The 13,257-nt window shown below is 65.9% G+C and carries 16 protein-coding genes and 1 pseudogene; 13 read left to right on the top strand and 4 right to left on the bottom strand.

All coding sequences use genetic code 11. The features are described from left to right. Positions 1-26 precede the first annotated feature (26 nt). Positions 27-731 (top strand): hypothetical protein, encoded by a 705-nt coding sequence (locus tag G4Q83_RS11385; protein WP_128421938.1) that lies wholly within the window; start codon positions 27-29, stop codon positions 729-731. A gap of 23 nt (positions 732-754) precedes the next feature. After that, positions 755-1,561, top strand: a complete 807-nt coding sequence (locus G4Q83_RS11380) for an IS5 family transposase (protein WP_185817193.1) — start codon at positions 755-757, stop codon at positions 1,559-1,561. Here G4Q83_RS11380 and G4Q83_RS11375 read toward each other — a convergent pair. Further along, positions 1,549-2,013: a hypothetical protein gene (locus G4Q83_RS11375; protein ID WP_170069141.1), complete on the bottom strand. Its 465-nt coding sequence runs from the start codon at positions 2,011-2,013 to the stop codon at positions 1,549-1,551. The two genes, G4Q83_RS11380 and G4Q83_RS11375, sit on opposite strands and share 13 nt — an antisense overlap. On the opposite strand from G4Q83_RS11375, the pseudogene G4Q83_RS11370 reads away from it, so the two are divergent. The 5 genes and pseudogenes from G4Q83_RS11370 to G4Q83_RS11350 form a co-directional block, all read left to right on the top strand. Continuing rightward, positions 2,009-2,684: pseudogene (locus G4Q83_RS11370) on the top strand (S8 family serine peptidase); the annotation flags it as partial. The gene G4Q83_RS11375 and the pseudogene G4Q83_RS11370 overlap by 5 nt on opposite strands. A 101-nt stretch (positions 2,685-2,785) precedes the next feature. After that, entirely contained in the window at positions 2,786-3,391 is a 606-nt protein-coding gene (locus tag G4Q83_RS11365) for a hypothetical protein (protein ID WP_128419464.1), read from the top strand. Positions 3,392-3,741: 350 nt separating this feature from the next. Continuing rightward, complete coding sequence (locus G4Q83_RS11360; protein ID WP_128419465.1) at positions 3,742-3,969, top strand: hypothetical protein; 228 nt, start codon at positions 3,742-3,744, stop codon at positions 3,967-3,969. Positions 3,970-4,088: 119 nt separating this feature from the next. Continuing rightward, the gene (locus tag G4Q83_RS11355; RefSeq protein ID WP_128419466.1) at positions 4,089-4,532 is read left to right on the top strand and encodes a hypothetical protein; all 444 of its coding nucleotides are present in this window, start codon (positions 4,089-4,091) and stop codon (positions 4,530-4,532) included. Beyond that, a complete protein-coding gene (locus G4Q83_RS11350; RefSeq protein ID WP_185817192.1) occupies positions 4,478-4,885 on the top strand; it encodes a hypothetical protein in 408 nt (135 codons plus the stop codon). Before G4Q83_RS11355 ends, G4Q83_RS11350 begins: the two co-directional genes overlap by 55 nt. A gap of 206 nt (positions 4,886-5,091) precedes the next feature. Here G4Q83_RS11350 and smpB read toward each other — a convergent pair whose 3' ends face one another. Then, the gene (smpB, locus tag G4Q83_RS11345; RefSeq protein ID WP_128419468.1) at positions 5,092-5,598 is read right to left on the bottom strand and encodes an SsrA-binding protein SmpB; all 507 of its coding nucleotides are present in this window, start codon (positions 5,596-5,598) and stop codon (positions 5,092-5,094) included. 60 nt (positions 5,599-5,658) lie between these two features. Between smpB and G4Q83_RS11340 the strand changes: the two genes are divergently transcribed. Together G4Q83_RS11340 and G4Q83_RS11335 are read left to right on the top strand one after the other, a co-directional pair. Further along, a complete protein-coding gene (locus tag G4Q83_RS11340) occupies positions 5,659-6,090 on the top strand; it encodes a type II toxin-antitoxin system RatA family toxin (RefSeq protein ID WP_128419469.1) in 432 nt (143 codons plus the stop codon). A 5-nt stretch (positions 6,091-6,095) separates the two neighbouring features. Then, positions 6,096-6,353 (top strand): RnfH family protein, encoded by a 258-nt coding sequence (locus tag G4Q83_RS11335; RefSeq protein ID WP_185817428.1) that lies wholly within the window; start codon positions 6,096-6,098, stop codon positions 6,351-6,353. A gap of 21 nt (positions 6,354-6,374) precedes the next feature. Here the strand turns inward: G4Q83_RS11335 and G4Q83_RS11330 are convergent, their stop codons facing one another. Beyond that, entirely contained in the window at positions 6,375-6,773 is a 399-nt protein-coding gene (locus tag G4Q83_RS11330; RefSeq protein ID WP_128419471.1) for an outer membrane protein assembly factor BamE, read from the bottom strand. Positions 6,774-6,877: 104 nt separating this feature from the next. Here G4Q83_RS11330 and fur point away from each other — a divergent pair, with 104 nt between their 5' ends. Next, entirely contained in the window at positions 6,878-7,300 is a 423-nt protein-coding gene (gene fur, locus G4Q83_RS11325) for a ferric iron uptake transcriptional regulator (RefSeq protein WP_170069142.1), read from the top strand. Positions 7,301-7,609: 309 nt separating this feature from the next. Here fur and recN read toward each other — a convergent pair whose 3' ends face one another. Continuing rightward, positions 7,610-9,277 carry a DNA repair protein RecN gene (recN, locus tag G4Q83_RS11320; RefSeq protein ID WP_128419473.1) on the bottom strand — a complete coding sequence of 556 codons (1,668 nt, stop codon included), beginning with the start codon at positions 9,275-9,277 and terminating at the stop codon, positions 7,610-7,612. 112 nt (positions 9,278-9,389) lie between these two features. Here recN and hrcA point away from each other — a divergent pair, with 112 nt between their 5' ends. From hrcA to dnaK, 3 genes are all read left to right on the top strand, one after another. Next, a complete protein-coding gene (gene hrcA / locus G4Q83_RS11315) occupies positions 9,390-10,448 on the top strand; it encodes a heat-inducible transcriptional repressor HrcA (RefSeq protein WP_128419474.1) in 1,059 nt (352 codons plus the stop codon). A gap of 169 nt (positions 10,449-10,617) precedes the next feature. After that, complete coding sequence (gene grpE / locus G4Q83_RS11310) at positions 10,618-11,139, top strand: nucleotide exchange factor GrpE (protein ID WP_128419475.1); 522 nt, start codon at positions 10,618-10,620, stop codon at positions 11,137-11,139. 147 nt (positions 11,140-11,286) lie between these two features. After that, the gene (gene dnaK / locus G4Q83_RS11305) at positions 11,287-13,215 is read left to right on the top strand and encodes a molecular chaperone DnaK (protein WP_128419476.1); all 1,929 of its coding nucleotides are present in this window, start codon (positions 11,287-11,289) and stop codon (positions 13,213-13,215) included. Positions 13,216-13,257: the final 42 nt, after the last annotated feature.

Raw genomic sequence — 13,257 nt, 5'->3', positions numbered from 1 at the left:
TAAATCCATATCCGAAAGGTGGCGGAATGCATAGCATCAGAATCAGTAGGTTCGATCCGCAAGAGATCGTCGGCCGGATCAACGCTCTTTCCGCTTCGAATCGGGTGCGCAAGAGGCAACTGGCGCTCGCAGTGAAGGACGTAAAGCGCGCCCAGCGTAGGCCGGTGGAATTTAGCGACGAGCAGGCGGAACAGATTGTCGCGGACATGAAAAAATCCTTCCACGTCCTGTCGGCGCAAAACTCTGGTATGGAAGACGAGAAGTTAGCCAACCTTTGCACGCTGGCTAGCCTGCTGTGCGGATGTTTCTCCAGTCGTATGGCCCAGGTGAGCGCTTCGATCGATGGACGTTCGCGAATGCATAACGATACGCTCAAAATTCCTTTTAAAAAGAAGGAGCGCATCATGAACAGCTACAAGAGAAGGATCGATGCACTCAATGATGATTCGAAGAAGGTAATCCGTGATCTGGATTCGTGGTTCCAGCTGCTTCTGGGAAAAATGGATTTCAGCGTAAGAGAAAAGCAGATCGCCCGCAAGCATTACTACGCGCCGACCGTGAGGAACAGGAAAGGCATCGAATGCTTCTCCAGCGACGACGTGTTCAGCGCCAAAGAAGCGAGGCGGCGTTTTGGCGGCATCGCCATCAAGCAGTGGGATTGCGGCCGCCACACGCATTTCTTCACCGCCAAGAAAGTGGACATGCCGACTAGAGCGTGTTATGAACTTTGAGTCGATCCGGCTATCGTAGCGGGATGCAGAGCAAACGCCCATATCCGACCGACATTTCCGACGAAGAGTGGGCGTTCGCAGCGCCTTACCTGAGCCTGATGACCGAGCACGCTCCGCAGCGCAAGTACGAGCTGCGGGCAATGTTCAATGCGCTGCGCTGGATGGCACGTGCTGGAGCGCCATGGCGCCTTTTGCCCAAGGACTTCCCGCCATGGGAAGCGGTCTACCAACAGACACAACGCTGGCTGCAGGCGGGCTGCTTTGAAGCCATGGTCAACGACCTGCGTTCCATCCTGCGTGTTGCCCAAGGCAGACATGGCCAACCCAGTGCTGTCATCCTGGACGGGCGGACGCTGCAATCCACCTGCGAGAGCGGCACACGTGCAGGCTACGACGGCTATAAGCGCAAGAAGGGCAGCAAGGTGCATATGGCGGTGGACACGCTCGGATATTTGCTTGCAGTGCAAGTCACACCTGCCGACGAGCAAGAACGCGCTCAGGTGCGCTCGCTGGCGCAAGAGGTGCAACATGTCACGGGCGATACGGTAAAACTGGCGTTCGTGGATCAAGGCTACACCGGGCAGGAGCCGGCGCAAGCCGCGCAGGCAGAAGGAATCGAACTGCACGTGGTGAAACTTCCCGAAGCCAAGAAAGGATTCGTCTTGCTTCCTCGGCGCTGGGTCGTCGAACGCAGCTTCGGCTGGGTCAACCGATTCCGACGATTGGCACGCGACTATGAGCGCTTGCCGGAAACCTTGGCTGGCTTGCACTTCGTCGTCTTCACCGTGCTCATGCTCAGCAACGCCGCTACCATCCTTCAAAGTTCATAACACGCTCTAGCGAAAAAGGCATTGTCTGGGCGGAGTTCAGCGTTCTGGCCCGAGAGCGTCGCATCGCCAATCAGCGACCGGCGTATTCGAATTCGCACAAAGCGGAATTGGAAAGGCAGGAAGAGACGGCGCGCGCTGTCGTGCCCATCCTGGAATTCAGCCGCGACCAGCGCTTGAAAAAGTTCGACATTCAAATCGACCAGGCCATCGAATGTTTCTTCCAGCAAAGAGCGGATCGCCGAATTGCACGAGGCGCTCGCTGGTCTTGACGCCGTGATCGGCGCTGCAGCTTCCCCCGCACGGAGGTGATGCCGGCATCCGTGAACGATACCACCGTGTTCGACGTGATCCTGGACGAAACGCATACGTGCCGGGATGTGCATGGCGATCGGCCCGTGCGTTGGCTCTGTGCGAGCAGGGCGGATCGCGACCGCATCCAGCGCATGGGGCAACGGCCGCGGTTCCTGGATCGTCGAAGGCGTACAGCAAGTCGCCGCGAACGATGAGCGCGCCGGCGAACTGCTCGTCCATGGATCGACCCGAGCTTGGGCGGCGATTGCGATGCGGAAGGCTACGACTGCAGCTGCATCCCGCTGTGCAACGTGCTGTCCCGGCTATGGCGGCAAGGAGTGGTGGTGGCGATCGCGGCCGGCAACGGCGGCCTGGCCTGGCTGATGATGCAAGGCGACGGTGCGCCCTGTCCGTTGGAACTGTATCTGAGCATCGGCGATCCGGCCAATCTGGAGGAGGCGCTGGCGATGGGCTCGGTGCACAAAAGCGGTCCGCACAGCGACGGCGTGTCGTATTTGGCTTCGCGCGTCCCGACCGCTGGCGGCCGGCGCAGGCCCGATCCGGTGGCGCCGGGCGAGAAGATCGTCTCGGCGCATCGTTGCTACGACCTCGGCAACCCGAGGACCTGGATGGCGGCGATGAGCGGCACCCGCATGGCCGCCGCGCATGTGTCCGGGCAGATCGCCGCATTCCTGTCGGTGCGCCGCGAGTTCATCGGCTTTCCCGACCGGGTCGAGCAACTGCGACTGGCGCAGTGCCTGGACTTACAGCGCGATTCCTGCATGCAGGCCGCGGCTTGCCTAGCCCGATGCGCATGCTGGAGCCGACATGAATGGGGCGGAACCCGAGATCGGTATTTCGTAAGTCCGCCGCATTTCGTGGTCGTTTTATGCAAGCGCCGGCGCGCGCTGAAGAACATAATTCGTTTCTATTGTGGCTGCAGCGGCGCTAGGTTTTGCCAATGCCTGCCGGTTCCTGCGGAAAGCCGCGGCCGCCGCCGCGGAAATACTGAATCCATATGCGAAAGGTGGTGAAATGCATAATATAAGCGCAGTCGATCCGCAAGAGATCGTCGACCAGATCGATGCTCTTTCTGCTTCGAAGCGGGTGCACAAGACGCCACTGGCGCTCGCGTTGAAGGACGTGAAGCGCGCTCATCGGAGTCAGGTCGAGTTTAGCCCGGAGCAGGCGTATAATATCGCCGATGGCATGGGCAGGGCCTTCGGCGTTCTGTCCGAACAAAATTCCAATATGGAAGAGAATAAATTGGACGGACTTTTAGAGATGGCCGTCTGGTTGCAATACTGTTTTACGCATTCCATCGACAAGGCGAGTGGACCAATCACCGCAGCAGTTCAAATTTCCAAGGCGCGCGACAACTTGCTGCCGCCTGATTTAGGGCCGTTACTAACAAAACTGCCCGGCTGCCAGGCGCGCGTGGCCGATGCTTTGAATCTTCGCTTGATACAAGTTCACGTACATTCCGGCTTCCCCTCGCCGTCCGCACCCGCGCAGGGACAGTCCGATACGTCTTGTTAGCCGATCTTATCGATGAAGTTTTGACGAAGCCGGGTCAGACGCCGCATAGTCTCTGCCGATAGCCGTGCTGTGCCTGCCGATGCAGTTTGGATCTTTAGAATTTCCGGCTGCGCAGCGCCGGCGTGGCAATAATTTTCCATATCTGGGTTGGCTGTTCCGAGAACGCCAGGCCAGCACATATCGCAACGCATCGAAGGCCGAAGTCGTTGCCGAGGCCATGCCGAATCCATATAGGAGAGGTGATGGATGTACCCGGTCAGTCCAGTCCGCTCGCAAGATATCGTCGACAAGATTAGCGATCTTTCTGCGTCGGGGCGTGTGCACACAGGCACGCTTGCCAGTGCGCTGAAATGCGTGAAGCGCGCTCAGTGGGGCCGTTGGGATTTACTGTCGTGCAGGCGGAAAAGATTGCCACGGACATGAAAAACGCCGTCGACGTCCTGTTAGTGCAAAGATCCGGTATGAAAGGCAAGAAATTAGGCGGCCTGCGCGACCTGGCCAGCCTGCTGTGCGGATGTTTCTCCAAGTGCAGAGACGATGCGATCCGTTCGAGCAACGAACTTTCATCGATTCGTTGATATAATAGAAATATTTTCTATGATTATAGAAACATTATAAGATCTGGCCCGGGAGCGTCGCATCGCCGAGCGGCGGCCGCCGTATTCGGAGGCGGGCAAGCGAAGCCTGGAACAGGCGCATGCCTGTCCATGCGCAAGGGGGCGATGCAGTGCAGGCAAGGTCCGACAGTGAAATCGCCAAGACGGATGCGTGGCGCGACGCATTGTCCGACGCGCTCGCTGGCCTTGACGCCGTGATCAGCGCTACGGCTTCCCCCCGCACGGAGGCGATGCCGGCATCCGTCCACGACACCACGGTGTTCGACGCGATCCTGGACGAAACGCATACGCGCCAGGACGTGCGTGCCGATCGGGGCGAGGTCAAGGCGGCCCGTGCGTTGGCTCTGCGTGAGCAGGACGATCGCGACCGCATCCAGGGCAAGGGACGCAAGCGGCGGGCCCGGACCATGGAGAGAGGGCCGGCGAGGTGGTCGTGGTCGCTCCATTGTGCGCTGAGTCGCCGCAACGTTTGCTGGAGTCGTCTCGGCATCGCTGGCAGATCGAACTGGCGTTCAAACGACTGAAGTGGCTCCTGCCGTTGGGGCATCCGAAGAAGACCGACCCGGAGGGTGCCAAGGCCTGGCTGCAGGGCGAGGCGTTCGTCTCGACCCTGATCGAAAGCGTGCTCGCGGTAGGCGAGCGTTCTCCCCCCTGGGGCCGCTTCCTGCCCCGTGCCGAAGACGCCACGACGATGCCGCCGGCGCGGGACCGCGCGGATGCGCCGCCTGCTGCTGCAGGTCATCGATCCGGTCCTGTCGCGACCGCATGGCCTGCGTGGCTGGAATGGGATTGCCGCCGATCTGCGCGAACGACCTGGACGCAGACAGTATCGGCAGCACGCGCTGTTCGATATTTTCAGTTGGCGCTTATGGGATGAAGCCCCTCCTACAGTAAGCGGTAGGAGCGCCGCTGTAGGAAAAGCCGCTTTCTTTGCAAAAAAGCACTTTTTCGTCAAATCGCTTGACAGCGATTTGTGCCGGGACATCATCCTGCCGTCCCGAGTCCCGAGTCCCGAGTCCCGAGTCCCGAGTCCCGAGTCCCGAGTCCCGAGTCCCGAGTCCCGAGTCCCGAGTCCCGAGTCCTTCACGCATTCTTGTTATGCCGCCGCATGATCCGCTGCTTGTCGCGGGCCCAGTCGCGGTCCTTGGCGGCGTTGCGCTTGTCGTGGTCCTGCTTGCCCTTGGCCAGCGCGATCTCGAGCTTGATCTTGTTCTTGTTGCTCCAGTACATCGCGGTGGGCACCAGGGTGTAGCCGTCGCGCTCGACGCGGCCGATCAGCTTGTCGATCTCGCTGCGGTGCAGCAGCAGCTTGCGTGTGCGCCGGTCGTCGGCCACCACGTGGGTGGAGGCCTGGATCAGCGGGGTGAACTGCGCGCCGAACAGGAACAGCTCGCCCTGGCGCACGAACGCGTAGCTCTCGCCGATGTTGGCGCGGCCGGCGCGGATCGACTTGACCTCCCAGCCCTGCAGGGCCAGGCCGGCTTCGTAGCGGTCCTCCAGGTGGTATTCGTGGCGCGCACGCTTGTTGAGGGCGATGGTCTTGTTGGCGGTCGCGCCGTTTGCTTTATCCTTGGCGGGTTTCTTGCTCATGTTGCTATTGTCTCCGATTCGGGGCCTCCCGAGTGTCTTGGTCTACTTCCCCCGCACCGAATGCCTATCATCCGCCGCAGCGCCCTGGTCGAACACCCCGCAACGCGCATGTTCGACCTGGTCAATGATGTCGCCTCCTACCCGCGCCGCTTCGCCTGGTGCGACGCGGCCCACGTGCTCGAGCACAGCGACCGGCGCCTGGTGGCGCGGCTGGACCTGGGCCTGGGCTCGTTCCGCACCTGGTTCACCACCGAAAACCGGCTGCAGCGCCCCGGTCGCATCGATATGCTGCTGCGCGACGGCCCGTTCAAGCGGCTGCAGGGCCAGTGGCAGTTCCAGGGCTTCAACGACCACGCCAGCAAGGTCGACCTGATGCTGGACTTCGAGCCGGCCTCGCGGCTGCTGGGGCCGGGGCTGGCGCTGGGCTTCCAGAGCCTGGCCGACCGCATGGTCAACGACTTCGTCCGCGTCGCCGACCGCGAGGACGCGTGAGCGGGCTGCTGCGGGTCCAGGTGCTGCTGGCGTGGCCGGAGCGCGTCGTCGCGCGCACGCTGCAGTTGCACGACGGCGCCACCGTCGCCGATGCGCTGGCGGCGGCGGATCTGGCCGAGGCGACGCCGGACATGCCCTGCGCGATCCACGGCCTGGTGGCCGCGCCGACCCAACTGCTGCACGACGGCGACCGGGTGGCGCTGCTCAGGCCGTTGCAGGCCGATCCGAAGGACGCGCGACGCAGGCGCGCGCGACCCCGCTAGCGCCGCTCGCCGCGCGCCGGTTCATTCGCCGCGGCGCTGCTTCTTTTTGTCCTTGGCCAGGTTGCGGCCGAACTGGCGCACGCTGTTCTTGGCCAACTCCGAGTCGCGGTCCGGAAAATAGTCGCCTTCCCAGCGGGTCACCGCATCGTTCTGGAAATAGACGACGAAGTTCTTGATCTCGGTCCTGCCGACCCGGTCGACGCGCTCGCTGGACGTGTAGTCCCAGCGCTGGGCATGGAACGGGTCCGGGATCGACGGGGTGCCAAGCAGGGCGCTGACCTGCTGCTTGCTCTGCCCGACCTTCAGCTGATCGACGGCCGTCTGCTTGATCAGGTTGCCTTGATAGATGGGCTGCTTGTAGATGATCCCGCAGCCAGCGGTGGACAGGGCAACAGCGGCGACCAGCAGGAGATTGCGCATCGGGGACAGTACTGAGGGAAATGGCGCCGATGATACACTCCCGGCGGCCGCCACGACCCTCCTTAGAGGCAACTGGCGCTAAACCCGCTATGAATGGAGACGCCATGGAATCCCACGATCTGCGCAAAGTCGGCCTCAAGGTCACGCATCCGCGGATGCGCATCCTGGAGCTGCTCGAGCAGAAGTCGGCGCGCCACCATATGACCGCGGAAGAGATCTACCGGCAGTTGCTCGATCATGGCGACGAGATCGGCCTGGCCACGGTGTACCGGGTCCTGACCCAGTTCGAGGCGGCCGGGCTGGTGCTCAAGCACAATTTCGAGGGCGGCCAGGCGGTATACGAACTGGACCGCGGCGGCCACCACGACCACATGGTGGACGTGGACACCGGCAGCGTCATCGAGTTCGAGAGCGCCGAGATCGAGGAACTGCAGCGCAAGATCGCCGCCGCTCACGGCTACGAGCTGGAAGAGCACTCGCTGGTGCTGTACGTGCGCAGCAAGCGTCCGCTCGGCAAGAAGGGCTGAGCGCGCGCTGGGCCGTGCGCAGGGCCGGCACGCAGGCATCGCGACCTGCCTGGCGCTGCGCACCGGCCGGCCGTGCAGGCGGGGCTCGCACCCCCGGCGGGTCCGCCGGCCGCAATGTTCGTCGCTGTGCCGGTGGCGGTTGAAACCGCTCCTACAGGGGCGCCGGATCGATTGGCTTGCGCCCGGCCCGATCCGATTCGGCGCCCGCATGCGTCCTGCCGCGTTCGCCGCGGCTGGCGGTGCGCGCCCAGCCGGCCGGACGCGGCGCGGCAGCCGGTCCGGGCCTGGCCCGGTGCGCCTGCAGCGTCCTCAGCGGGCGCTCTGCAGCAGCCGCTTGGCGGCGGCGCGGGCTTCCCTGCTGACCTCGACCCCGCCCAGCATCCGCGCCAGTTCTTCCTCGCGCTGGCGCGGCGCCAGCAGTTCGACCGCGCTCTGGGTCATGCCCTCGACCGGCGCCTTGCTGACCCGGTAGTGCGCATGACCCTGCGCGGCGACCTGCGGCAGGTGGGTCACGCACAGCACCTGGCGCTGCTCGCCGAGTGCGCGCAGCTTCTTGCCGACGATGTCGGCGACCGCGCCGCCGATGCCCGAGTCCACTTCGTCGAACACCATGGTCGGCACCGCGTCCAGGCCCAGCGCGGCGACTTCGATCGCCAGCGAAATGCGCGACAGCTCGCCGCCGGAGGCGACCTTGCGCAGCGCGCGCGGCGGCTGCCCGGCGTTGGCCGCGACCAGGAACTCGACGCGCTCGGCGCCGGCCGGGTCGGGGCGCGCGGCCTCGTGCGGTTCCAGCTGGATCTCGAAGCGCCCGCCGCCCATGCCCAGTTCGCCGATCAGCGCGGTGGTGGCCTGCGACAACGCCCGCGCCGCGCGCGCGCGGGTGCCGCTGAGCGCGGCCGCGGCGTCGCGCCAGGCCTGCGTGGCACGGACGACCTCCGCATCGAGCGCGTCCAGCCGTTCGCCGGCGCCGCGCAGGCCCTCGACCTCGGCCAGCAGCGCGTCGCGGTGCTGGCCCAGCGTGTCCGCGGTGACCCGATGCTTGCGCGCCAGGTCGTGCAGCCGGCCGAGCTTGCGTTCCATGTCCTCGAATTGCGCAGGGTCCGCTTCCAGGTCGTCGCGGACCCGGTCGACCAGCGCCAGCGCCTCCTCCAGCTGGATCGTGGCGCTGTCGAGCAGCGCCTGGACCTCGGCCAGGCGCGGGTCGTACTCGCCGACCTTGCCGAGTTCGTGGCGGGTCTGCTGCAGCAGTTCCAGCACCGCCGGCGCCTCGTCGCCGTTGAGCCGCTGCGCCGCGCCCTCGCAGGCGCCGATCAGCGCCGAGGCGTGGGCCTGGCGGCGGTGGTTGGCGTCCAGCGCGGCGATCGCGGCCGGAGCGAGGTCCTCGCGCTGCAGTTCGGCCAGCTGGTGTTCGAGGAAGCCGATCCGGTCGGAGACGTCGCCCTGCGCCAGCAGCGTCTCGCGCTCGCCCAGCAGCGCCTGCCAGCGCGCGGCGGCGGCGCGCACCGCGGCGCGTTCGGTCTCGTTGCGGGCGTAGGCGTCGAGCAGGCCGAGCTGGCTGCCGCGCGACAGCAGCGCCTGGTGTTCGTGCTGGCCGTGGATCTCAACCAGGTGTCCGGCCAGTTCGGCCAGCTGTGACAAGGTCACCGGTCGGCCGTTGATCCAGGCGCGCGAACCGCCGTCGGCGCGGATCACCCGGCGCAGCTGGCATTGCGCCTCGTCGTCGAGCTCGTTCTCGCGCAGCCAGGCGCGCGCCGGGGCGGCGTCGGGCACGGCGAACTCGGCCGACAGTTCGGCGCGGTCGGCGCCGTGGCGGACCACCCCGCTGTCGGCGCGCAGCCCGGACAGGAAGCCGAGCGCGTCCACCATCAGCGACTTGCCGGCGCCGGTTTCGCCGGACACCACGGTCATGCCAGGGCCGAATTCCAGTTCGGTACCGCGCACGACGGCGAAATCCTTGATCGAGAGATGTCTGAGCATGGGGGTCGGAATCCGAGGCCGCGCAACGCTAGCACGCGCGGGCAGGTGGGCCAATGGCTTGCCAAGCCGGCATGCAGCCATTATCTAGTGTCCAGTCTCACGGGTTGATTCCATGCGCGCCTCTCCGGTCCATTCCTCGCTCGACCCGCGTGCCCGGCAGCTGCTGCGCACGCTGATCTCGCGCTATATCCGCGACGGCGAACCGGTCGGCTCGCAGACCCTGGCCCGCCACGCCGGGCTGGACGTGAGCCCGGCGACGATCCGCAACATCCTCGCCGACCTGGAGGACGCCGGCCTGCTCAGTTCGCCGCATACCTCGGCCGGGCGCATTCCCACCGCCACCGGCTACCGGGTGTTCGTCGACAGCCTGGTACAGATGCGCCCGCCGGGCGAGGGCGAGGTGGCGCGGCTGCGCGCGGAGATGGCCAGCGCCGCCGGCACCCAGGCGCTGCTCGGCAGCGCCTCGGAGCTGCTGTCGGCGATGACCCATTTCGTCGGCGTGGTCAGCGCGCCCAAGCGCGAGCAGTTCGCGTTCCGGCACATCGACTTCGTGCCGCTGGACGCGCGCCGCGTGCTGGCGATCCTGGTGTTCGCCGACAACGAGGTGCAGAACCGGGTCATCGAGCCGCGCAAGGCCTACGAGCCGGCCGAGCTGGAGCGCGTGGCCAATTACCTGAACGCGCATTTCGCCGGCCGTGCGCTGGCCGACATCCGCGCCAGCCTGGTGCGCGAGCTGCGCCACGCGCGCGACGAGATGGAGCTGCTGCTGGCGCACAGCGTGGAACTGGCCGAGCAGGCGCTGGCGCCGGCCGGCGACGACATGGTGCTGGCCGGGCAGACCAAGCTGATGGGTGTGCAGGACCTCTCGGACCTGGAGCGGCTGCGCGAGCTGTTCGAGATCTTCGCCAGCAAGCGCGAGATCCTGCAGCTGCTCGAGCGCACCATCCGCGCGCCGGGGGTGCGCATCTTCATCGGGGAGGAGACCGGGGTGGTGCCGCTGGAGAGCGTGTCGCTGGTCACCGCGCCCTACCTGGCCGGCGGCCGAGTGCTGGGCGTGCTGGGGGTGATCGGGCCCAAGCGCATGGACTACGACCGGGTGATCCCGCTGGTGCAGATCGCCGCCGACGTGCTGGGCGCGGCGCTGGACCCGACCCCGCCGGCGGAACGCTAGCCGGGCCTGGGGCAGGACGGGCATGGAGCCGCCGGCGCGCACCGTGCCGCCGCTGTGGCCAATCCCCAATCCCCAATCCCGAAGATGCAACACAGCATCTTGAATCCCCCCCGGACGCCCACATAGGTGGTGCGGTAGGGCGGGCGCACCTCCCGCCAGGGAACCGGAAATGAACCAAGACCACCCCGAATTCGATTCTGAACACCTGACCGAGGCCCAGCAACCGTCGACCGATCCGCTGCAGGCGCAGCTCGAGACGCTGCGCAGTGAACTGGCGCTGGTCAAGGCCGATGCGCTGCGCGAGCGCGCCGACCTGGAAAATCAGCGCAAGCGCATCGCCCGCGACGTCGAGCAGGCGCGCAGGTTCGCCAACGAGCGCCTGCTCGGCGACTTGCTGCCGGTGTTCGACAGCCTGGATGCCGGCCTGACCGCCGCCGGCAGTGCGCCCAGCCCGCTGCGCGACGGCCTGGAACTGACCTACAAGCAGTTGCTCAAGGTCGCCGCCGACAACGGCCTGACCCTGCTCGATCCGACCGGGCAGCCGTTCAATCCGGATCATCACCAGGCGATCAGCCAGGCCGAGGCCGAGGGCGTGGCCCCCGGGCACGTGGTGCAGGTGTTCCAGAAGGGGTACCTGCTCAACGAGCGTTTGCTGCGGCCGGCCCTGGTGGTAGTGGCCAAGCACGACTGAGCGCGCCGTGCGATCTGCGCCTGAATCGGGCGCGGCTGCAGCGGAACGCCAATTTGCGGCGATGGCTTGAATGAACTGCGGCCATCCCTATATCCGAACCAGACCCCCGGCAGCGGCCGGACACCAGAAATTTCAGGAGTCATTCCAATGGGCAAGATCATCGGCATCGACCTGGGCACGACCAACTCGTGCGTGGCGATCATGGACGGCGGCAAGGCCCGCGTCATCGAGAATTCCGAGGGCGACCGCACCACGCCTTCGATCGTCGCCTACACCAAGGACGGTGAAGTGCTGGTGGGCGCCTCGGCCAAGCGCCAGGCGGTCACCAATCCGAAGAACACCTTCTACGCGGTGAAGCGGCTGATCGGCCGCAAGTTCACCGACGCCGAGGTGCAGAAGGACATCGGCCTGGTCCCGTACGGCATCGTCCAGCACGACAACGGCGATGCGTGGGTGGCCACCGCCGACGGCCGCAAGCTGGCCTCGCAGGAGATCTCCGCGCAGGTGCTGGAGAAGATGAAGAAGACCGCCGAGGCGTTCCTGGGCGAGGCGGTCACCGAGGCGGTCATCACCGTGCCGGCGTACTTCAACGACAGCCAGCGCCAGGCGACCAAGGACGCCGGCCGCATCGCCGGTCTGGACGTCAAGCGCATCATCAACGAGCCGACCGCCGCGGCGCTGGCCTACGGCCTGGACAAGGGCCAGGGCGGCGACCGCAAGATCGCGGTGTACGACCTGGGCGGCGGCACCTTCGACGTGTCGATCATCGAGATCGCCAATGTCGACGGCGAGAAGCAGTTCGAGGTGCTGGCCACCAACGGCGACACCTTCCTGGGCGGCGAAGACTTCGACAAGCGCGTCATCGACTACCTGGTCGAGGAATTCAACAAGGACCAGGGCATCGACCTGCGCAAGGATCCGCTGGCGCTGCAGCGCCTGAAGGATGCGGCCGAGCGCGCCAAGATCGAGCTGTCGTCCTCGCAGCAGACCGAAGTCAACCTGCCGTACGTGACCGCCGACGCGTCGGGCCCCAAGCACCTCAACATCAAGCTGACCCGGGCCAAGCTCGAGGCGCTGGTCGAGGACCTGGTCAAGCGCACCATCGAGCCGTGTCGCACCGCGCTCAACGACGCCGGCCTGCGCGCCAGCGACGTGACCGAGGTGATCCTGGTCGGCGGCCAGACCCGCATGCCCAAGGTGCAGCAGGCGGTGGCCGAGTTCTTCGGCAAGGAACCGCGCAAGGACGTCAACCCCGACGAGGCCGTGGCGCTGGGCGCCGCGATCCAGGGCGGGGTGCTGGCCGGCGACGTCAAGGACGTGCTGCTGCTCGACGTGACCCCGCTGAGCCTGGGCATCGAGACCCTGGGCGGGGTGTTCACCAAGATCATCGAGAAGAACACCACGATCCCGACCAAGGCCTCGCAGACCTTCTCCACCGCCGAGGACAACCAGTCCGCGGTGACCGTGCACGTGCTGCAGGGCGAGCGCGAGCAGGCCCGCTACAACAAGTCGCTGGCCAAGTTCGACCTGTCCGGCATCGAGCCGGCGCCGCGCGGCCTGCCGCAGGTGGAGGTGTCCTTCGACATCGACGCCAACGGCATCCTGCACGTCTCGGCCAAGGACAAGAAGACCAACAAGCAGCAGAAGGTCGAGATCAAGGCCGGTTCCGGCCTGTCGGACGACGAGATCCAGCGGATGGTCGCCGACGCCGAAGCCAACCGCGAGGAAGACAAGAAGTTCCACGAGCTGGTGCAGGCGCGCAACCAGGCCGACGGCCTGATCCACGCCACCCGCAGCGCGATCACCGAGCACGGCAGCAAGGTCGGCGGCGACGTGATCGGCAAGGTCGAGTCGGCGCTGGCGGACCTGGAGACGGCGATGAAGGGCGACGACAAGAGCCAGATCGAGGCCAGGACCAAGGCGCTGGAAGAAGTGGGGCAGTCGCTGTATGCGGCCGCGGCCGCCGGCGGCGAGCCGCCACAACCGGGCGCGGCCCCGGCGGGCGGCGCACAGGCCGCGGCCGGCGACGACGTGGTCGATGCCGAGTTCACCGAAGTCAAGGACGATAAGAAGTAAGGCCGGGACCCGGGACCCGGGACTCGGCAAGGCGACTTGCCG

Origin of the sequence: Xanthomonas theicola (assembly GCF_014236795.1) — a bacterium.
Classification (GTDB): domain Bacteria; phylum Pseudomonadota; class Gammaproteobacteria; order Xanthomonadales; family Xanthomonadaceae; genus Xanthomonas_A; species Xanthomonas_A theicola.
The sequence above is the reverse complement of the archived record's forward strand: the minus strand, read 5'-3'. Positions and strand labels throughout refer to the sequence as shown.